Genomic DNA, 19,634 nt, shown 5'->3' with positions numbered 1-19,634 from the left:
GACCCTTGACGGCACGCGCGTGGCAGCCAACTGTCACTGCATGTTTCCAATTCGCGATCACAACCCGTCCGGGCGCACTCCTTATGTGACCTACATGCTGATGGCAGCCAATATTGGTCTTTTTCTGAGCTATGTGGGGTTGTTCAACGACCCGCGCGCGCTGAACTTGTTTTTTTCTGAATACGCAGCAATTCCCGCACGCATCACATCCGGGGAAGGTTTGGGGACATTGATCAGCTCGATGTTCCTTCATGGTGGCTGGATGCATCTGGCTGGCAACATGCTGTTTTTGTGGATATTTGGCGACAACGTCGAAGATGAAATGGGGCATCTTCCCTATCTGGTTTTCTACATCGCGACAGGCATCGCCGCCGGGTTGGTCCAAATCGTGTCCGCCCCTTATTCAATCATTCCCACCGTCGGCGCATCGGGGGCCATTGCAGGCGTTATGGGCAGCTATCTGCTGTTATATCCCAAGGCGCGCATTGATATCCTGTTAATCTTGATTGTCTTTTTTCGCATCTTCCCAGTCCCGGCATGGATTGTGCTCGCTCTTTGGTTCGGCATGCAATTTGTGGGCGGCATCAGCGCTGACCTGACAGCCGGAGGCGTTGCATATTGGGCGCATGCAGGCGGGTTCATTGCCGGGGCACTGCTGACAGCTCCACTGTGGTTGGCGCGCGGAGGCCGCGGGTACTGGCGCCGCACACATGGGCACCCGCCCCACCCCGAAGCAGTGTATAGCGTTTCACGCACTCCAAAGGTGCGCCGATGAAAGCGACCTGTCACTGTGGCGCAGTTGTGCTTGAAGTCACCTTAATCGACGGGCTTCGCACGGCCCAAAGATGCAATTGTTCCTTTTGCCGGCGCCGCGCTGCCCCGGCGGTTGTCGCCCGAAAACAAGATCTTACAGTTGTGAAAGGTGAAAGCGCTCTCACGCTCTATCAATGGGGCACACAAACTGCGCGCCATCACTTTTGCAAGTTTTGCGGCATCTACATGTTCCATAATCAGCGCGCCAATCCAGATCATGTGGGTGTGAACATGGGTGCGCTTGAAGGCGTCAATCCAGCCGATTTTGAACCGATTGGGTGGTCAGACGGGGTAAACCATCCCTCCGATCAAAACGCGCAAAGACACGAGACTTAAGCGCGGATAATTTTGGCCAATTGCGGAAACATCGGCTCGTTCGCGCAAATAATTTCGCCGTCTTCCAGAATGTTGCGCCCCGGCGTCAATGGTTCAACAAAACCACCTGCCTCTTGCACGATCAACATGCCGGCCGCGATATCCCATGAATTCAAGCGACGTTCCCAATAGCCATCATAGCGGCCCGCAGCCACATACGCCAAATCAAGTGCTGCCGAACCAAACCGGCGCACGCCAGCACATGAGGGCATTAGACGCGCAAGCTCTTTCAACGTCTCAGGCAAGTCGGAACGCCCGGCAAAGGGCAAGCCGGTTGAAAACAAGCCTTCGATCATCTTGTGACGCCCCGAAACACGCAAACGCGTCTCGTTCAAGAATGCGCCTTGTCCTTTTTCGGCAAAAAACAGTTCGTCCTTGGTTGGGTCATAGATGACGCCCGCAACCACCTGCCCTTTGTGTTCCAAAGCGATCGAAACAGCCCAATGCGGCAGCCCGTGCAGGAAGTTCGTCGTGCCATCAAGTGGGTCGACAATCCAGCGGCGGGTCGGGTCTTCTCCCGGTTCTTCGCCGCCTTCTTCGGCCAACCACCCATAGGTAGGACGCGCAGTGCGCAATTCTTCTTTGATCATGGCCTCGGCCGCGATATCCGCCTTAGAGACAAAATCCCCGGCGCCCTTCATCGACACCTGCAAGTTTTCCACTTCGCGGAAGTCCTTGGCCAACGCCCGGCCCGCCCTACGCGCGGCTTTCATCATGATATTAAGGTTCGCGCTGGCTGCCATGGGGTCGCTCCGAAGAGGGTTAGGGATCAGAGGCGGGCTATACGCCGCCCGGCTGCCCTTGCCAAGGGGGCGCGCGCATTGCAGGCTGAAACGCAGCCCCAACGCCAGCCCGAAAGGTCCCCCATGAGCGGCACCATGCAACATATCACCCTTGCGAGCCGCCCATCCGGCGCACCCACAAGTGACAATTTCAAGCTAGAGACCACGGCCATCCCAACGCCCAAAGCGGGTGAAGTTCTTGTGCGCGTCCACTATATGTCACTCGACCCATATATGCGGGGCCGTATGGATGACGCGAAATCATATGCTGCGCCTGTGCCACTTGGCGGCGTGATGGAGGGCGGCGGCGTCGGCGAAGTCATTGCCTCAAAGGCCGAAGGCTGGGCCGTAGGGGATTTCGCGTTTGGGATGTTTGGCTGGGCCACACATGCAACTGCCGATGCGGCACTATTGCACAAGTTAGATCCAACACTTGGGCCGATCACCGCTGCTTTGGGCGTGCTTGGGATGCCCGGTTTTACCGGCTGGCACGGTCTGATGGAATATGGACGCCCGAAAGCGGGCGAAACTTTGGTTGTTGCTGCAGCCACGGGGCCGGTTGGATCAATGGTCGGTCAGATCGCGAAATCACTGGGCCTGCGCACAATCGGCATCGCAGGCGGTGCTGATAAATGCGCACTGGCAACAAAGACCTTTGGATTTGATGTCTGTTTAGATCACCGCGCCTATGCAGATGCACGCGCCCTGCGCGGCGCTTTGAAACAGGCCGCACCGGACGGCGTAGACATCTATTTTGAAAATGTCGGCGGCAAAGTGCTTGAGGCTGTGATGCCCTGTATGAACCCATACGGACGCATTCCGGTCTGCGGTATGATTTCGTGGTACAATGAGGGCGGGCTTGGCAGCGGAGCGGAATCGCCTTTATCTGCACCATCGCTGTGGCGCCCGATTCTGGTAAAGTTCTTAAGTGTGCAAGGTTTCATCATCTCAAATCACTGGGATCAGTTCCCCACTTTTCTGTCCGAGATTGGCCCCAAGGTAGCGAGCGGGCAGATCAAAGTGGTCGAAGACATCGCTCAAGGCCTAGAAAACGCCCCGCAAACGTTCATCGGCCTGCTCGAAGGGCGCAATATCGGCAAACAGATTGTAAAACTGAACTAACGGTGTGGACGATGGCAAATTCTCAGCTGAGAATTTGCGGTCAGACTTTTTCAAAGTCTGAGCTGCCGCGCGCGTCAAATTGATTGCAGCTTTCGTGCCTCATTGCGTGCCAGCTCGATCAGCTTTTGCATATAGGGCTTGTCCCGTTCCTCACTGCGCACCGCCGCATATAGCCGCCGTGTCAGGCCGTCTTTCGTCAACGGACGTGTGACGTAATCACTGGAATATTTCACTTCGCGGACCACCCAATCAGGCAAGACCGACACACCGCGATTTGACGCGACCAACAACAAAATAACCGCCGTCAACTCGGCTTGGCGCACCCCTGCAGGCTCGACCTTCGCAGGGATGAGCAATTGGCTAAACACATCCAACCGCGTGCGCTCAACGGGATAGGTGATCAACGTTTCACCCCGAAAATCGGCTGCATCTATATAGGTTTTTTGCGCAAGAGGATGGGATGACGCTGCAACAAAAACTGGTGCGTAATCAAAGAGTTCAACAAAGTCGACCCCAGGCAAGTCTTCTGGGTCGGACGAAACAACCAGATCCACTTCTTCCTTCATCAATGCGGGCAACGCATCAAAGGAAAGACCCGGGCGAATGTCGACATCCACATCCGGCCACGTCCGGCGAAATTGCTCGAGCACCGGAAACAACCACTCGAAACACGCATGACATTCGATCGCGATGTGTAAACGACCGGTCGATCCATCGCGCAATGCGCCAAATTCTGCCAACGTTGCCTCAACTTGCGGCAATACCTGATCGGCCAACCGCAACAAACGCATTCCCGCAGCCGACAGCTTGAGCGGCTTGGAACGGCGCACGAACAACTCCACCCCTGCTTGATCCTCTAAACCCTTCACCTGATGGCTGAGCGCAGATTGCGTAATGTGCAACTGGTCGGCTGCCCGCGCCAAGCCGCCTGCTTCGTGAATGGCCTTGATCGTGCGCAGGTGGCGAAACTCGATATGCATGCGATCCTCATGTTAATGATGAAAGTTATGAATTTGCTTCAAGATACTGCGCGCGCCATACTAAGCACAACCCCTGAAGGAGTCCGCCCCATGACCGCGCTGTCGTTTGAAACCTTTCCACCCAAGTCACTGAACGCATCGTTTCATCTATGGGACACCGTCAAAGCAATTACTCCGCTGGGTCCACGTTTTGTTTCTGTCACCTATGGCGCAGGCGGGACGACACAAGAACTCACGCAAGAAGCTGCTCAAACCTTATCCAAGACATCCGGACTAAGAGTGGCCGCGCATTTGACCTGCACAGGCCAAAGCCGCGAAGAAGTGCTCGGCACCGCAGAACGGTATGCGAAAACCGGGATCACTGACATTGTCGCCCTGCGCGGGGATGCCCCCGGGGGCGGTGCGTTTGAACCGCACGCCAACGGATTTTCCAACAGCGTCGAGCTAATCGAAGCTCTGGCGCAGACTGGCAATTTCAACATTCGCGTCGGCGCTTATCCTGATAGCCATCCCGATGCTGCATCCATGGCGCAAAACATCGACTGGCTAAAGGCTAAGATCGACGCAGGCGCGTCCGAAGCAATCACGCAGTTTTTCTTTGAAGCTGACAGCTTTTTGCGGTTCCGCGATGCCTGCACCGCGGCCGGCATCAATGCACCAATCACACCCGGCATTTTGCCCGTCAGCAACTGGGCCAGCGCACAATCCTTTGCCAAACGGTGCGGCACCCCTATCCCAGCGGCAACAGTCGTGGCCTTTGATCGCGCCGCCCGCGAAGATCGCGCCGATTTGTTTGCCCTGACGCATTGCGCCGATCTATGTGACACGTTGATCAACGAAGGTGTTGACGCATTGCACTTTTACACACTCAACCGCCCCGAACTGACGGTGCAAGTGTGTCGCGCGCTTGGCTTGGCCCCAGCGGCAACGCTGCGCAAAATTGCCTGATCCAACTTCATCTTGCCATGCAAACTCCGGGGGGGCGCACGCACGTGCGCGGGGGCTGGCCCCCTAGACCCCCTCGCCGCACTACAATACGGTCCCATCATCCCCCGATGCCGGAGCCATGTATGCCTATCGCCCAAACGCCTGCCGACCTGTTGTCCCAAGACGATCTGTTGTCCATGTCCGGCCTCGCATTCATGCAAGGCATATGTGACGGCACTCTGCCAGGCCCACCCATCGCGCACACGATGGGCTTTAAATTGCACGCCGTTGAAGACGGGAAAGTCACCTTTCGCGGCACCCCACAATTCAACGTGACAAACCCGATGGGCACTGTGCATGGCGGCTGGTATGGCACGCTTCTGGACAGTTCGATGGCCTGTGCCGTGATGACCAAAGTGCCACGCGGATCCATCTATACGACATTGGAATATAAGATAAATATCACACGCACGATCCCGTTAGGTGTGATGATTGATTGCATCGGCACGGTCGATCATGCCGGGCGTTCAACCGGCGTGGCAACCGGCGAAATTCGAGGTGTCGAAGACGGCAAGCTTTACGCGACCGGTTCGACCACCTGCATCATTATGAAGCTGAAATAAACCCCGCCTAAGGGACGGTGGGCGGGGCGTCTTTGACAGCGCCCCATGGCGCAGATCAAAGAGCGTCCGCTCCCCGGCCACGTCGGGCCAGAAACCGTTTGGCCCAGTTTGGGCGCGGCGGGCAGTCAGAAATGGAAATATGCAACTGCTCGGACGGATCACGCCCCACAATCCGCGCTTTGCGCGTGATGAACCAACGCCCAAGACCACGAAATGTGCCAACCGAAGGCACCGTCGCATCTTGAGGAAACTGCGCAGCCCACCCTTCAGAAAGTGGCAGCCCACAGCTCTCAGCACGCTCCAGCATCCAAACCAGCGGAATATTGGCCAAAGGACGCCCTTTGCTAAAACCAGTCAAATGTCCGCCAATGTCACCATGGGTTCCACGAAACCAAACTTGTTCCAGATGCCCCTTCCAGTCCTCCGTCGCTTCCCACATCACCGGCGCATAAGCGACGCGGGTTTCGTCCATCGCCAACGCATGAAAACCACGTTTGACTGATTTGCTGAGATGATGGTTATGAAACGCATGACGGGGTGCGCTCCAGCGCCAAAAGTAGGGCATATTCAACCCTAAGGATTTCACCGTGTCCCATGCACCGATCAGCTCGATCTCGGTCTCGGCATGGCAATTGTTACGGTTGAATATCCGTGCGCCATCACTGTCGGGCGCACATTCATAATACCGGTACACGTCGCGAATATTGCGTTCGGTCGCTGCATCTGCGCGTAGCAGCCCAACCCGATCAATGATCCCGGCCAACGATCGCACAGCATAGGCACCGCGCGAATAGCCAAACAGAAATATCTTGTCTCCCGGTCGATAACGCGAAGCAAGATAGCCATAGGCACGCTGAATCTGGCTATTGATCCCCCGGCCAAAAATCACATCACCCGTTTTGTGCCAATGCGACCACTGCAAACCCGGCTCGTAATACAGCGAAACCTCACTGCCCATTTCGCCAAGCAGCTTGGCCAAAAGTCCGGCATTCGTTTCATCTCCGGGATCAAGCGTCGACATTGTCCCGTCGATAACGATCACATGATTGGTGCTGCCACGCACAGGCGTGGCGATTTGCGCTTCTCCGCGACCGAACCGGTTGTTCAGCCAGCCTTTGACAAGCTTATTCAGCCGCGATCGTATCATCCTGAAGCAATTCCCACACTTTCATCGGTGTAAATGGCATATCCGTTTGCCGTACACCGTGATCCCATAGCGCATCTTGCACTGCGTTGGAAACAGCGGCCAGCGCGCCAACTGTCCCTGCCTCGCCGCAGCCTTTCATGCCCATGATGTTGGCGGTTGACGGAACGGGTTCTGACGTAAACCCGATCATGGGAACGTCATCCGCCCGCGGCAAGGCGTAGTCCATGAACGTTGCTGTGAGCAATTGGCCATCTTCATCAAAGATCACATGTTCCGTCAGCGCCTGCCCAATACCTTGCACAACGCCCCCATGCACCTGCCCTTTGGCCAGCATAGGATTGATAAGGTTACCAAAATCGTCGACCACAGTATATCGATCCACTGTCGAAACGCCCGTTTCCGGGTCGATCACGATTTCGCATGCGTGGAACCCGTTGGGAAAGCTGCGCGCTGGCAATGTGATACGACGTTCGTGCACCATCAAATCGTCGCGGCCTTTGTCACGGGCAAGTTCTGCGACTTCAAGCATGGTCGGTGTCATGTTCGACCCATCCGCGCGAAAACGTTCATCATCAAAGTTGATGTCGGCGGCTGGCACACCCATTTCGTCAGATAAAAACGCGGTGAAGGCTTCGGTCAAAGCACTAACCGTTTCCAGCGTCGCACTGTTCTGAACAGTCACAGAACGCGACCCGCCCGTGCCGCCGCCTGTCTTGATGCGATCGGAATCGCCTTGAACCACATCGATCAATTCAACAGGAACGCCGATCTGATCGCTCAAGAACTGGGAATAGACCGTTTCATGCCCCTGCCCGTTTGACTGGGTGCCGACATAGATGTTCACACGCCCCTCACCGGTGAACTCAACTTTGGTTGTTTCCGAAGGGTCGCCCAAAATGCTTTCGATATAGTAACAGGTGCCCAAGCCACGCAGCAAACCTTGCTTTGCGTCAGCAGATTTGCGTGCAGCGAAACCGGCAATGTCAGCCTCGGCTTCGGCGCGGGTCAGGATTTTGTTAAAGTCACCCACATCGTAGGTTTCCCCCACACTCGACACGTAAGGAAATTGATCGGGCTTGATGAAATTGATGCGCCGCAACTCAAGCGGGTCGACACCAAGTTCGCGCGCCGCGCGGTCAATCACGCGCTCAAGGATGTAAATGGCCTCGGGCCGCCCGGCTCCGCGATAGGCATCCACTTGTGTTGTATTTGTGAAATACCCAATTGAACGTAAATAGGTCGCCTGAACGTCGTAAACCCCTGGAAGGACTTTGGAAAACAGCGCCGTTTGGATCGCTTGGGCGAATTGTGAATTATACGCCCCCATGTTCGCTTTGTTCAAAACGCGATAGCCGATGATCTTGTGGTTTTCATCAAAAGCCAGCTCGGCCAGCGAATTCAGATCGCGCCCGCCATTGTCACTTAGCATCGCCTCGGTGCGTTCTGACATCCAGCGCACGGGGCGGCCCAAATCGCGCGCCGCATGGGCCAGCACAAAGTACTCAGGATACATCATCCCTTTCATGCCAAAGCCACCGCCGGTGTCGGGATTGGTTACACGCACCATTTCGGGGTCAACTTTCAACGCTTTGGCCAATTGATCCTTTGGCCCCCACACACCCTGCCCGTTGATCGCGACATGCACCCGATCACCATCAGGTTCAGCATAACAGCCGCGCGGCTCCATCGAATTCACGATGATCCGGTTGTCGCCCACATCCAAGGACACAACGCGCGCTGCTTTGTCGAAAACAGCCTTAGTCGCGGCCTCGTCGCCCATGTGCCAATCGTATGCCACGTTGTCGGGCGCTTCGGGGTGCACGGTTTGACCGCCTGCGTCGATGTCCAGCTTGGCTGGCAGATCGTCATATTCAAGGACGATCAATTCGGCCGCATCGCGTGCTTGGCTTAGGGTATCAGCAACAACCACAGCAACGGGTTCCCCAACGAAACGCATGATATCACGCGCTAAAATCGGGCGTTCGGGTGCGGCACCTTGGGTGCCATCCCGGTTTGGCACTGTTGCGCCCGGAATGGCGACATGCATGCCCGCGGCTTCCAGATCGGCCAGAGTGTAAACAGCATGCACCCCATCGCTCGCGCGGGCGTCGGCAACGTCAAGTTCGGTGATGGTGCCATGTGCAACCGGCGCGCGGAACACAAAGCATTGCAACGCACCCGCCGGTGCGATGTCGTCCACATAGCGCCCCTCACCGGTTAAAAACCGCACATCTTCGCGGCGAGTCACGGATTGGCTTTTTCCGAATTTTTCCATGGGGTTCTCCTGTCGGCAATGGTGCCTGTGTTTCGCCAGACCCTAACGGCTTGCGCGCGCGTGTCCAGAGCCGGAAGCGACTAGGGTTTGCCCGCAGACGGCACAGGCCGGGCTGATTTGCGTGGGCCGACATCGCCGACCCACCACACGCGCCCCTTGGCACCGCGAAACACCTCGATCGTTGTGTACGGCGGATAAGGAGCAAGGCGGCCGCTGACAACCGACGATAGGCTCGCGCCAAACTCTCCGTCTTTGTCAAACCACAGTAATTGATAGCTTCCCCATTTCGTTTCTTTATGTTTCGGCAGTTTGACCACAGTCACACGTTCCGCCACGCCGAATTCCCGCGCACGCATTGCATCCACTGCCCGCATCCCCTTCCACCACAACGCCAGTAAAGTCGGCACGCCAAAACCCAAAGCCCACCAGCCCATCAGCTTACCGCGGGCAAACGTCTCACCTAATTTGAATTCGACTTTCTTCGGATTGCGCAGCAAATAGCGCACTTTACGTGTACTGCCGATCACGGACGTATCATATAGCGCGCGAGATACCTTGCTTTGATCCTGAAATGGAATTCCATCAACAAAATATCGAAACTCCACCAAATATTCCGTCTGCGAACCGTCCTGACCACGAACACGACGCGTGCTGCGATCTACGATGTCGGCAGTTGCCACAACACCATCTGTTCGAAATTCCAATCCGGTTTTTAAGTCCCCAAAGCTGGTAATGCCGAACATCACTGTATTTAAGGCAAGTAACAAAGGCAAAAGCCCGCCCGTACGCCACAGCATCCACCAAAATCCCGGGCTTGGTCCATGTGTCAGATCTTTCATGTTGACCAATGTAACGCATGCCGACCTGTGCCTAAACCCCCTTCACTTCATCGCCCCCCAGCGTTATCTCACGCCCAACAGACAAAGGGATCCACGCGCCATGCCACTGGAAAAATTCAACGCTGCCGAAGTTGAGGCACGCATCTATGCCGATTGGGAAGCCTCGGGATGTTTCGCCGCGGGCGCCAACGCGCGCACGGACGCTGCCACCTATTGCGTGATGATCCCACCGCCCAACGTGACAGGCGTTTTGCACATGGGCCATGCGTTCAACAACACTTTGCAGGACGTTCTGGTGCGCTGGCATCGGATGCGCGGCTTTGACACGCTGTGGCAACCAGGCACGGATCACGCCGGGATTGCGACGCAGATGGTGGTCGAGCGACGCTTGGCCGAGGCCGGCGAACCCGGTCGCGTGGATTTGGGCCGCGAGAAGTTCCTTGAAAAGGTCTGGGATTGGAAAGCGGAATCCGGCGGCACAATCGTGTCCCAACTCAAGCGTCTTGGGGCGTCTTGCGATTGGTCACGCGAGGCCTTCACCATGTCCGGCGCGCCCGGTGCACCTGCCGGCCAAGACGGCAATTTCCACGACGCCGTCATCAAAGTCTTTATCGAGATGTTCCACAAAGGTTTGATCTATCGCGGCAAGCGCTTGGTCAATTGGGACCCGCATTTTGAAACTGCGATCTCGGATCTTGAAGTCGAAAATATCGAAACGCCGGGCCACATGTGGCACTTCAAATACCCGCTGGCCGGTGGCGCGACTTACGAATACATCGAAAAAGACGAAGACGGAAACGAGACCCTGCGCGAAACCCGCGACTACATTTCCATCGCCACAACGCGCCCTGAAACCATGCTGGGTGACGGCGCAGTTGCGGTTCATCCATCGGATGAGCGTTATGCGCCAATCGTTGGAAAACTTTGTGAAATTCCCGTCGGTCCGAAAGAACACCGCCGCCTGATCCCGATCATCACCGATGAATATCCGGACAAAGATTTTGGCTCGGGTGCGGTCAAGATCACCGGCGCGCATGACTTCAACGACTACCAAGTGGCCAAGCGCGGCAACATCCCCATGTACAATCTGATGGACCCCCGCGCGCATATGCGCACTGACGGTCAGGCCTATGAGATTGAAGCCGGCATCGCCCAACAAATTGCGAATGGTGAGCGGGAATTTAGCGAAAGCATGATTGCTGCGATGAACCTTGTGCCCGACGAATATCGCGGGCTTGATCGGTTTGAGGCGCGCAAAAAAGTGGTGGCCGACATCACTGCCGAAGGTCTTGCCGTGATGGAAACATTCACGGCCACCGACGAAGACGGCAACGAGGTTGAAGGCACCCGGCCCTACGTTGAAAACAAACCGATCATGCAGCCCTTTGGAGATCGGTCCAAAGTAGTGATCGAACCGTTATTGACGGACCAGTGGTTTGTGGACACCGACAAAATTGTTGGCCCAGCGCTAGATGCTGTGCGCAATGGTGACGTGAAAATCCTGCCTGAATCGGGCGAAAAAACCTATTTCCATTGGCTGGAAAACATTGAACCGTGGTGCATTTCGCGCCAGTTGTGGTGGGGGCATCAGATCCCTGTCTGGTACGGCCCCAGCGTCACGCACATCGAAAACGATGACGGCACGGCATCGGATGAATGGGACACACAAAACCCCGTTCACTTCTGCGCCGCCACCCACGCCGAGGCGCTGGAACTAGCCGTCGACTATTACATGCCCACCGGCGCGCGCGGTTTCCTCGTCGACGAAGAAGCCCAATCACCCGAGGAATCGATCAGCCTGAAATACCAAGAAGACGGCCAACCCGTGCGCCTCTGGCGCGACCCGGATGTGCTTGATACGTGGTTTTCTTCTGGCCTCTGGCCCATCGGAACGCTCGGCTGGCCCGAAGACACGGATGCACTGAAGCGTTATTTCCCGACTTCAGATTTGATCACAGGCCAGGACATTTTGTTCTTCTGGGTCGCGCGGATGATGATGATGCAGCTTGCTGTGACTGATCAGGTGCCGTTCGACACGGTGTATCTGCACGGATTGGTGCGTGATGCCAAAGGCAAGAAGATGTCCAAATCCACGGGCAATGTGGTGGACCCACTGGATCTGATTGATGAATTCGGCGCGGATGCCTTGCGCTTTACCAATGCGGCCATGGCAAGCCTTGGCGGCGCGTTGAAACTGGATACACAACGCATCGCAGGTTACCGGAACTTCGGCACAAAATTGTGGAATGCGGCCAGCTACGGTGACATGCGTGGCACCTTCGATGTGCCCCACAGCGACGCCGTGCCCGAAACCCAACACCCACTCAACGCATGGATCAAAGGCGAAGTCGCCAAAACCCGCGAAGCGGTGGATGCGGCCCTTGCCGAATACCGTTTCAACGATGCAGCCAGTGCGCTTTATGCCTTTACGTGGAACACGTTCTGCGACTGGTATCTGGAATTCACCAAACCAATCTTTGACGAAGGCACGGCGGCCGAAATCGCAGAAACCAAGGCCACCTATGCTTGGACGCTTGATCAGTGTCTGATTTTGCTCCACCCAATCATGCCGTTCATCACCGAAGAGCTATGGAACAAAAAGGCGCGTCCCAAAAAGCTGATCCATGCGGATTGGCCGACCTATACAACGGCCCTCGTGGACGCAGATGCAGACGCCGAAGTGAATTGGGTGATCCGTCTGATCGAAAGCATCCGTTCGGCGCGTGCGCAAATGCATGTGCCTGCCGGGGCCTATGTGCCGCTGGTCGTCAAAGGGTTCGAAGACAACGCCCGCGCCGCCTATGCGCGCAACGAGGCGTTGGTGAAACGCTTTGCCAGACTTGAATCGCTGAACGACGTTGATGATTTCCCTAAAGGGACAGTGGCATTGGCCGTTGCAGGCGGCACGTTTGGCCTGCCCTTGGCTGATGTGATTGACGTGGGCGCAGAGGTTGCGCGGCTGGAAAAGACCCTTGGCAAACTGTCAAAGGAGCTCGGCGGGCTGCGCGGACGGTTGAAAAACCCGAAGTTTGCACAAAGCGCGCCACCCGAAGTGGTCGAGGAAACCAAAGCCAACCTGGCCTTGCGCGAAGAAGAAGAAGCCAAGCTAAACGAGGCTTTGACGCGTCTCAAAGAGCTTGGGTAAACACGCTCATTTCACCGCGTAAGGCGCATCATGATGCGCCTTACCTATCAAAATTCGGTTCGCGCTTTTGGAAAGTGGCCGCGACCACTTCCATCTGGTCGGGCTTGCCAATTAATGCGGCCTGTACCCGACTTTCTTCCATCAGAACCTCTTCGCTGCCGTTTGCTTCGCTAAATGCAACCAACGCCTTGGCGGCGCGCAGCGCTGACGGGGATTTCAACGCCAATGTCTCTGCCAGCGCCATCGCCGCGGCCAATGGATCCGGCGCGATCTCTGTCACCAAGCCCCATTTTTCGGCCTTGTCCGCGGCAATCGGTGCCGCCGTAAATGTTAAAAGGCGCAGCACATCGCTGCGCACCAGACGCGGCAGCAGGACCATGCCGCCCATATCTGGAACAATGCCCCACTTCATCTCCATCACTGCCAGTTTTGCCTCGGGCGCTGCAATACGAATATCAGCACCCAGCGCTAGTTGCAGTCCAGCCCCATAGCACACCCCATGAATGGCCGCGATCACGGGCACGGGAACGCGGGTCCAGACCATCGCCACCTCTTGCCACTGGTTCGTCGTGCCTTCGCCATGGGTGCGCGGCATAAGCAGTTCTTGCGGGTCATGACCCAGCATCGCCCCAAGCCCGGCAATGTCGATGCCCGCGCAAAACCCTTTGCCCTCGCCCGAGATCACACAGGCCCGCGCATCGCTTGCGGCCACCTCGTTGCCAGCCGCGATCACCGCGTCGATCATCGCCTGATCAACTGCGTTCATCTTGTCCGCTCGGGTCAGGCGGACATGAGCGATATGATTATCATAGGTTACAGATACGCGAGGGGTGTCGGTCATCAGGCGGGTCTCCTTGTTCGGGACACCCAAGCCGATCTATGCACCGCGATCCAGAGAAACCTTGCGGCATGTGTCGCTTTGGCCTTACGGCACGACTTTTTCGACGGCGCGCATCATGCCCAAACCTTTGTCATAGACCAACGTCAAAATGCGTCGCCCACCGCCCGTGCGCGCCAATGTTGTTGGCAAAGCCCGGACCGTTGTTGCAGCGGCTGCCGTCGCCAAAAAACCGCGTCGTGTCATCTTAGCCATCACTTGATCCTCCAGTTGCGAACCATTCTCATATAGTTACGCAGTTCGCATTCTCCAAATACTTGCCCTTCGCCCGTCTCTCGCGCTAGGCCTTTGGACATGACAAAACTTGACCTGACCCCGCTTGCCACCAGCCTTCCATCCTCTGTCCCCTTTGTTGGGCCCGAAGCGCAGGAGCGCGCGCGCAGCGCACCGTTCAAAGCCCGCCTTGGCGCCAACGAAAGCGCCTTTGGCCCATCGCCCCGCGCACAACAGGCCATGGCCAAGGCAGATATCTGGAACTACGGCGACCCAGAAAACCACGAACTGCGCGCCGCCCTTGCCGCACAGCACAACGTGGGCCCGCAAAACATCGTCGTAGGCGAAGGGATCGACGGGCTTTTGGGTTATCTTGTCCGCCTCTTCGTCACCAGCGGCGATCATGTGGTGACCTCAGACGGCGCCTACCCGACGTTCAACTACCATGTGGCAGGCTTTGGCGGCACGCTTCACAAGGTCCCCTACCGCGACGACTACGAGGACCCAACGGCACTTTTTGCCAAAGCAGCTGAGGTCGGTGCCAAGCTGGTCTACCTTGCCAATCCCGACAATCCAATGGGCACGTGGCATGACGGGGCAACGCTGGTGCGGGCTTTGGATCACTTGCAAGAAGGCTGTGTTTTGGTGCTGGACGAGGCTTATATCGAATGCGCGCCCGCTGGCGCTGCCCCCGATATCGCGGCGGACGATCCGCGCGTAATCCGAATGCGCACCTTTTCCAAAGTCTATGGTATGGCAGGTGCGCGGGTCGGTTATGCGATCGGCAATCCCGGTTTGATCGACGCCTTCAATAAAGTCCGTAACCATTTCGGTATGAACCGCGCAGCGCAAGCCGGCGCTTTGGCCGCATTGGCGGATGTTGAGTATCTTAACGACGTTTTGGGGCGCATCGATGCGGCGCGGGTTCGAATCGCTGCAATCGCACGCGACAACGGGTTGTTGCCGCTGCCCTCGGCGACGAACTTTGTCGCCATTGATTGCGGCCACGACGGGGTCTTTGCCAAAGCAGTTTTGGATGGGTTGATTGCGCGTGGGATTTTTGTGCGGATGCCTTTTGCAGCACCACAAAACCGGTGCATCCGGGTCAGCTGTGGCACTGATGCAGACCTTGATGCCTTTGCCGCAGCCTTGCCCGGCGCGATCACAGACGCGCGAAGGGGCTGACAGACGCGCACAACGCGGTATAGTCCTAAGGTCTTTTGATCAAGCGTGAGCGCATCATGAACAACAAACCCGTCGGCCGCGCGCCTAATTTTACGAATGCCTGCATCGTTATGTTTGGCGTGAATATCACTTGGGTTCTGGTGGTGATTTGGTCTTTGTGGGGATTGCTGGCGGCTGTTTTTCTGGGGCTTGGCGTCAATCATCTGATCGAACGGGGGCGTGTTTGGGCCGCTGCACGGCAAGCCGCATCGATCCGGCGGGGCAAGCGGTTTTGACAAAGCCTTGGGATCCCAGTCCCTAGCTTTGCCCCCATTCGACTTGTTTCAGGACATAAATCAGACCAAGGTCAACCGCTTGCGATCACCTTGGCCGCCGCGTCCAAGGCCCCTTGCCCACGCGGAATGCCCAACGCGCCGAACCCGGTTTCGATCCCGCCCAGCATCCCCATGACCATGTGACCATTCACGTGCCCCATGTGACCAAGTCGGAAAAACCCGTGCCACGCCGGATCACCCGGAGGCGCCATGCCAAGGCCGATTCCAAGGGTCAGGCCAATGTTATGTTCCACCCAATCGCGTAAAGCGGTGCCATTCGGGGACGCAAGTCGCAAAGCGGTCACCGCACAACTGCGGTTATTGGCGTCAGCCACGTTCAATTCCAACGGTCCGCCGTCTGACCATGTTTCGCAGGCAGCCCAAATCGCGCGCGCCAGCAAAGCGTGCCGTTTCCACACAGCCTCGATCCCTTCACCGTGAATGATATCAAGCGCCGTGCGCAGCCCGTAAAGATGATGAGTCGGCGCAGTGCCGCACCAATACATATAGAACTCTTGCGGATTGGCCCGTGGGCTCCAATCCCAGTATCGGCTGACCCGAGGCATCGCCGTGCGGACCGCATCCGCCTTGTCGTTGAAGAACACAAACGCCATGCCCGGCGGTACCATCAGCCCTTTTTGACAGCCCGCCACCATGACATCGACGCCCCAAGCGTCCATCTCGAATACGTCGCACCCCAGCGACGCAATGCAATCTGCCATCAACAGCGCAGGGTGATCCACTGCATCTAAAACGCCGCGCAAAGCGCTGATATCGTTTCGAATTGATGTCGATGTATCGACATGTACGGCAAGGATTGCCTTGATCTTGTGGGCCGTGTCAGCCCGCAGCGTTTCAGCAATACGGTCCATGTCCATGGGCGTGCGCTTGCCGAAATCCAAAATCTCGACCTCGGCCCCAAGCCCTTCTGCCATATCGCCCCACCCATGCGCAAAGCGACCCGTCGCGGGGACAAGCACCTTATCTCCCGGCGCGATGGTGTTGGCCAAGGCGGCCTCCCATGCGGCGTGGCCGTTGCCGATGTACATGGCCACGTGCCCGTCCGTGCGCGCGACGCGTTTCAAATCAGGCGCAAGGCTGGCCGCAATATCGATCAGTTCGCCTGCGTAAATGTTGGGCGCGGCGCGATGCATCGCTTGCAAAACGGCTTCGGGCATCACTGAGGGGCCGGGAATGGCAAGGTAGTCGCGGCCAAAACTGGCAATGGGGGGTGTGGACATAGGGGGCTCCGAAAGCACTGCGTTACGGCGACCCTAGCGCGCTGCGCTGCGGCGTCAATCGTCACCCATGCTTGCCCCGAACGGTTCACCACGCTAGACCTGTTCAACAAGCCAACGATCGGAGCGCGACCTAAGGGTCGCAGTGAACCCACGCGTGACGTCACCCAACACACCTGACACCCCCAATACGCCCTCTGGGCCGCTATTGCGCTGGCTTTGGACCAACTATCTAAAGAAGCATACCGGCATCATGGCGATTGCGGTTTTCTTCATGTTGCTCGAAGGATCTATGCTGGGCGCGCTGAGCTATATGATGCAGCCGATGTTTGACAACGTGTTTGTGCAAGGCCAAGGGAACTTGCTGATCTGGGTTGGTCTGCTTGTGATCGTGATTTTTGTGGTCCGCGCATCGTCATCGGTTGTGCAAAAGCTGCTGCTGACCCGTGTGTCGCAAGAAACAAGTGCAGCCCTGCGCATCGATCTGCTGGATCGAATCATGTTGCAGGATGGTGCTTTTCATCAAATCCACCCGCCCGGCTTCCTCATTCAGCGTGTGCAGGGGGATGTTGCGGCAGTTGGCAATGTGTGGCGCGCAATTATCACCGGCGCCGGACGCGATTTTATGGGCCTGCTGGTTTTGCTTGGGGTGGCGATCAGCGTCGATCCCATTTGGGCGCTGTTGGCCTGCATTGGTATTCCGGTTTTGGTGTTGCCCGCAGCGATGGCGCAAAGCTATGTCCGCGCGCACGCGCGTAAGTCACGCGATCTTGGGGCGCATCTGTCGACCCGGCTAGACGAAGTGTTCCACGGGATTGTGCAGGTCAAACTGAATGCGCTTGAACGCTATCAGGCGCGGCAGTACCGCACCCTCACGGATCGTTTCGTCAAGACCGAGATCAAAACCGCCTTTGGCAGCGCTGCGATCCCCGCCATGATCGATATCATATCCGGTGTCGGGTTCATGGCTGTCATCCTATACGGCGGATCCGAGATCATCTCGGGTGACAAAACCATTGGTCAGTTCATGACCTTCTTTACGGCTATGGGGTTTGCCTTTGATCCGATGCGGCGCTTGGGCGCTATTTCAGGGCTTTGGCAGACGGCTGCGGCCTCGATCGAACGGGTCAAGGAGCTGCTGGATGCGCCATTGGCCCTGTTCTCCCCTTCGGCCCCTGTTACTGCGCCCGAAGGTGTGCCTGACATCGCACTTGATACTGTTTCGCTGTCATATGGGGACACCAAAGTTCTCAAGGCCGTGTCGCTGATCGCAAACCCCGGCGAAACCACCGCCTTGGTCGGTGCATCGGGCGCCGGTAAGTCCACGATCTTTAACTTGCTGACGCGATTGGTTGACCCACAAGAAGGCGCCATCCGCGTCGGCGGTGTACTGACGACCGAAATGGACCTTGAACAGTTGCGCGGCTTGTTTTCCGTCGTGACCCAAGAAGCATTGCTGTTTGACGAGACCTTGCGGGAAAATATCCTGCTTGGGCGCACGGATGTATCAGATGAGCATTTGAAAATTGCGTTGGACGCCGCCCATGTCAGCGATTTCCTAGACAAACTGCCCGATGGGCTAGAGACCCATGTGGGCCCACGCGGCTCTGCCCTGTCTGGCGGGCAACGCCAACGGGTGGTCATTGCTCGCGCCTTACTGCGGGACACACCTGTGCTGCTGCTGGACGAGGCAACGTCGGCGTTGGATGCGCAATCCGAACAAGTGGTCCAAGACGCTCTGGACCGACTATCCACCGGACGCACGACGCTTGTGATCGCGCACCGTTTGGCGACCATTCGCAATGCGGACAAGATTATCGTGATGGACCGCGGCGAAGTCATGGACACCGGCACCCACGAAGAATTATTGGAACGTGGCGGCATCTATGCCGATCTGTATCGCCTGCAATTCAAAGACGGCAAGGCAATCGTCGACCGCACCCGTGCCCGCGCTTTGGGTCAGGATGAAGGGGAAGAAAACACCGCAAGCCACGGCTTGCTGGCCCGTATCCGCGCCCGCCTGCTTCGGCAGTCCTAGCGGCGGTACTGGCGCGCCAAAGTTGTAACCTCAACGCCAGCAAAGTAGCGCGCCAACGTCCAAAGGTTGCGTGTACCCCGCCGCATCCAACCAGCTTTTTGGTACTTTTCAGAACTGGTCACCGCCACTGCGTCCAAAGCGACCAGTTGGCCTTTGAGTGCGCGGGCGATGGCCACGTCCTCCATCAAAGGTATTTCAGCGTACCCGCCAACGCGGGCATAAAGCCCGCGCGAAATCAGCAACCCCTGATCGCCGTAAGGCAGGCCAAACAACCGCGCACGCAGGTTTGCCCATGCCGCCACAACGCGACCGCCTCGATCAAAGCGCAAGCGAAAGTACCCCGCCTTTTGGGTGGCAAAATGTGTCGCGACGGTTTTCGTCCATCCAGCACTCAAGACGGTGTCAGCATGTAGCACAAGAAACCACTCGCCGCGTGCGGCCGCACAACCGCGCTGCAATTGACCGCCGCGCGATGCAGGCCCCGTCACGATATGCGCGCCCCAAGCATCCGCCAATTTGAGCGTTTCATCGAGCGAGCCGCCGTCGCTAACAATCAGCTCCGTGATCAGCCCGGTCTCTACCCCTTCCATCAACGCGGTCAGGCACGCTTGCAGGTTGTCGCCCGCATTCAGCGTCGGAATAATGACAGAGAGTGGTGCAGGCACGGGCCGTGACCCCTTTTTACAAGACAAGAGCCTGTTATATGACAAGAGTTCACAG

Annotated in this window: 18 protein-coding genes; 9 read left to right on the top strand and 9 right to left on the bottom strand. The window is 57.2% G+C overall.

From position 1 onward, the window contains the following. Positions 1-40 precede the first annotated feature (40 nt). Both ABJF76_RS10640 and ABJF76_RS10635 read left to right on the top strand, forming a co-directional pair. A complete protein-coding gene (locus ABJF76_RS10640; protein ID WP_413821587.1) occupies positions 41-775 on the top strand; it encodes a rhomboid family intramembrane serine protease in 735 nt (244 codons plus the stop codon). Next, positions 772-1,149, top strand: a complete 378-nt coding sequence (locus ABJF76_RS10635; protein WP_413821099.1) for a GFA family protein — start codon at positions 772-774, stop codon at positions 1,147-1,149. The genes ABJF76_RS10640 and ABJF76_RS10635 overlap by 4 nt, the downstream gene beginning before the upstream one ends. On the opposite strand, the gene ABJF76_RS10630 is transcribed toward ABJF76_RS10635, so the two are convergent. Continuing rightward, entirely contained in the window at positions 1,146-1,931 is a 786-nt protein-coding gene (locus tag ABJF76_RS10630) for an inositol monophosphatase family protein (RefSeq protein ID WP_413821098.1), read from the bottom strand. The two genes, ABJF76_RS10635 and ABJF76_RS10630, sit on opposite strands and share 4 nt — an antisense overlap. Positions 1,932-2,054: 123 nt before the next feature. On the opposite strand from ABJF76_RS10630, the gene ABJF76_RS10625 reads away from it, so the two are divergent. Beyond that, the gene (locus tag ABJF76_RS10625; RefSeq protein WP_413821097.1) at positions 2,055-3,092 is read left to right on the top strand and encodes an NADP-dependent oxidoreductase; all 1,038 of its coding nucleotides are present in this window, start codon (positions 2,055-2,057) and stop codon (positions 3,090-3,092) included. 74 nt (positions 3,093-3,166) lie between these two features. On the opposite strand, the gene ABJF76_RS10620 is transcribed toward ABJF76_RS10625, so the two are convergent. Next, a complete protein-coding gene (locus ABJF76_RS10620) occupies positions 3,167-4,072 on the bottom strand; it encodes a LysR family transcriptional regulator (protein ID WP_413821096.1) in 906 nt (301 codons plus the stop codon). A gap of 90 nt (positions 4,073-4,162) precedes the next feature. Between ABJF76_RS10620 and ABJF76_RS10615 the strand changes: the two genes are divergently transcribed. After that, positions 4,163-5,020, top strand: coding sequence for a methylenetetrahydrofolate reductase (locus ABJF76_RS10615; RefSeq protein WP_413821095.1), 858 nt, complete (start codon positions 4,163-4,165; stop codon positions 5,018-5,020). Between the two features lie 122 nt (positions 5,021-5,142). Further along, on the top strand, positions 5,143-5,622 hold the full coding sequence (locus ABJF76_RS10610) for a PaaI family thioesterase (RefSeq protein WP_413821094.1): 480 nt from the start codon (positions 5,143-5,145) through the stop codon (positions 5,620-5,622). A gap of 55 nt (positions 5,623-5,677) precedes the next feature. Here the strand turns inward: ABJF76_RS10610 and ABJF76_RS10605 are convergent, their stop codons facing one another. The 3 genes from ABJF76_RS10605 to ABJF76_RS10595 all read right to left on the bottom strand — a co-directional run bounded on the left by ABJF76_RS10605 (position 5,678) and on the right by ABJF76_RS10595 (position 9,883). Next, positions 5,678-6,769: a DUF2235 domain-containing protein gene (locus ABJF76_RS10605; RefSeq protein ID WP_413821093.1), complete on the bottom strand. Its 1,092-nt coding sequence runs from the start codon at positions 6,767-6,769 to the stop codon at positions 5,678-5,680. After that, positions 6,747-9,044, bottom strand: coding sequence for a xanthine dehydrogenase family protein molybdopterin-binding subunit (locus tag ABJF76_RS10600; protein WP_413821092.1), 2,298 nt, complete (start codon positions 9,042-9,044; stop codon positions 6,747-6,749). The genes ABJF76_RS10605 and ABJF76_RS10600 overlap by 23 nt, the downstream gene beginning before the upstream one ends. Positions 9,045-9,124: 80 nt before the next feature. Continuing rightward, a complete protein-coding gene (locus tag ABJF76_RS10595; protein ID WP_413821091.1) occupies positions 9,125-9,883 on the bottom strand; it encodes a hypothetical protein in 759 nt (252 codons plus the stop codon). Between the two features lie 100 nt (positions 9,884-9,983). On the opposite strand from ABJF76_RS10595, the gene ABJF76_RS10590 reads away from it, so the two are divergent. Further along, a complete protein-coding gene (locus tag ABJF76_RS10590) occupies positions 9,984-13,028 on the top strand; it encodes a valine--tRNA ligase (RefSeq protein WP_413821090.1) in 3,045 nt (1,014 codons plus the stop codon). A 40-nt stretch (positions 13,029-13,068) separates the two neighbouring features. On the opposite strand, the gene ABJF76_RS10585 is transcribed toward ABJF76_RS10590, so the two are convergent. Further along, complete coding sequence (locus tag ABJF76_RS10585) at positions 13,069-13,869, bottom strand: crotonase/enoyl-CoA hydratase family protein (RefSeq protein WP_413821089.1); 801 nt, start codon at positions 13,867-13,869, stop codon at positions 13,069-13,071. A gap of 84 nt (positions 13,870-13,953) precedes the next feature. Next, positions 13,954-14,121 carry a Tat pathway signal protein gene (locus ABJF76_RS10580; protein WP_413821088.1) on the bottom strand — a complete coding sequence of 56 codons (168 nt, stop codon included), beginning with the start codon at positions 14,119-14,121 and terminating at the stop codon, positions 13,954-13,956. Between the two features lie 99 nt (positions 14,122-14,220). On the opposite strand from ABJF76_RS10580, the gene ABJF76_RS10575 reads away from it, so the two are divergent. Next, positions 14,221-15,324 (top strand): pyridoxal phosphate-dependent aminotransferase, encoded by a 1,104-nt coding sequence (locus tag ABJF76_RS10575; RefSeq protein ID WP_413821087.1) that lies wholly within the window; start codon positions 14,221-14,223, stop codon positions 15,322-15,324. Between the two features lie 56 nt (positions 15,325-15,380). Further along, complete coding sequence (locus tag ABJF76_RS10570) at positions 15,381-15,599, top strand: hypothetical protein (protein ID WP_413821086.1); 219 nt, start codon at positions 15,381-15,383, stop codon at positions 15,597-15,599. A 71-nt stretch (positions 15,600-15,670) separates the two neighbouring features. Here ABJF76_RS10570 and ABJF76_RS10565 read toward each other — a convergent pair whose 3' ends face one another. After that, positions 15,671-16,879, bottom strand: a complete 1,209-nt coding sequence (locus ABJF76_RS10565) for a pyridoxal-phosphate-dependent aminotransferase family protein (RefSeq protein WP_413821085.1) — start codon at positions 16,877-16,879, stop codon at positions 15,671-15,673. Between the two features lie 154 nt (positions 16,880-17,033). On the opposite strand from ABJF76_RS10565, the gene ABJF76_RS10560 reads away from it, so the two are divergent. Beyond that, entirely contained in the window at positions 17,034-18,914 is a 1,881-nt protein-coding gene (locus ABJF76_RS10560) for an ABC transporter ATP-binding protein (protein WP_413821084.1), read from the top strand. Here the strand turns inward: ABJF76_RS10560 and ABJF76_RS10555 are convergent. Next, positions 18,911-19,579: a TIGR04283 family arsenosugar biosynthesis glycosyltransferase gene (locus tag ABJF76_RS10555; protein ID WP_413821083.1), complete on the bottom strand. Its 669-nt coding sequence runs from the start codon at positions 19,577-19,579 to the stop codon at positions 18,911-18,913. The two genes, ABJF76_RS10560 and ABJF76_RS10555, sit on opposite strands and share 4 nt — an antisense overlap. Positions 19,580-19,634 lie beyond the last annotated feature (55 nt).

This window comes from Tateyamaria sp. (assembly GCF_039940735.1).
GTDB lineage: Bacteria > Pseudomonadota > Alphaproteobacteria > Rhodobacterales > Rhodobacteraceae > Tateyamaria.
Note: the sequence above shows the minus strand (reverse complement) of the source record. Positions and strands in the feature narration are given on the sequence as shown.

Coding starts and splice junctions, on each gene's coding strand:
- ABJF76_RS10640 (WP_413821587.1), top strand. CDS start 41: ATGTTTCCAATTCGCGATCACAACCCGTCCGGGCGCACTCCTTATGTG.
- ABJF76_RS10635 (WP_413821099.1), top strand. CDS start 772: ATGAAAGCGACCTGTCACTGTGGCGCAGTTGTGCTTGAAGTCACCTTA.
- ABJF76_RS10630 (WP_413821098.1), bottom strand. CDS start 1,931: ATGGCAGCCAGCGCGAACCTTAATATCATGATGAAAGCCGCGCGTAGG.
- ABJF76_RS10625 (WP_413821097.1), top strand. CDS start 2,055: ATGAGCGGCACCATGCAACATATCACCCTTGCGAGCCGCCCATCCGGC.
- ABJF76_RS10620 (WP_413821096.1), bottom strand. CDS start 4,072: ATGCATATCGAGTTTCGCCACCTGCGCACGATCAAGGCCATTCACGAA.
- ABJF76_RS10615 (WP_413821095.1), top strand. CDS start 4,163: ATGACCGCGCTGTCGTTTGAAACCTTTCCACCCAAGTCACTGAACGCA.
- ABJF76_RS10610 (WP_413821094.1), top strand. CDS start 5,143: ATGCCTATCGCCCAAACGCCTGCCGACCTGTTGTCCCAAGACGATCTG.
- ABJF76_RS10605 (WP_413821093.1), bottom strand. CDS start 6,769: ATGATACGATCGCGGCTGAATAAGCTTGTCAAAGGCTGGCTGAACAAC.
- ABJF76_RS10600 (WP_413821092.1), bottom strand. CDS start 9,044: ATGGAAAAATTCGGAAAAAGCCAATCCGTGACTCGCCGCGAAGATGTG.
- ABJF76_RS10595 (WP_413821091.1), bottom strand. CDS start 9,883: ATGAAAGATCTGACACATGGACCAAGCCCGGGATTTTGGTGGATGCTG.
- ABJF76_RS10590 (WP_413821090.1), top strand. CDS start 9,984: ATGCCACTGGAAAAATTCAACGCTGCCGAAGTTGAGGCACGCATCTAT.
- ABJF76_RS10585 (WP_413821089.1), bottom strand. CDS start 13,869: ATGACCGACACCCCTCGCGTATCTGTAACCTATGATAATCATATCGCT.
- ABJF76_RS10580 (WP_413821088.1), bottom strand. CDS start 14,121: ATGGCTAAGATGACACGACGCGGTTTTTTGGCGACGGCAGCCGCTGCA.
- ABJF76_RS10575 (WP_413821087.1), top strand. CDS start 14,221: ATGACAAAACTTGACCTGACCCCGCTTGCCACCAGCCTTCCATCCTCT.
- ABJF76_RS10570 (WP_413821086.1), top strand. CDS start 15,381: ATGAACAACAAACCCGTCGGCCGCGCGCCTAATTTTACGAATGCCTGC.
- ABJF76_RS10565 (WP_413821085.1), bottom strand. CDS start 16,879: ATGTCCACACCCCCCATTGCCAGTTTTGGCCGCGACTACCTTGCCATT.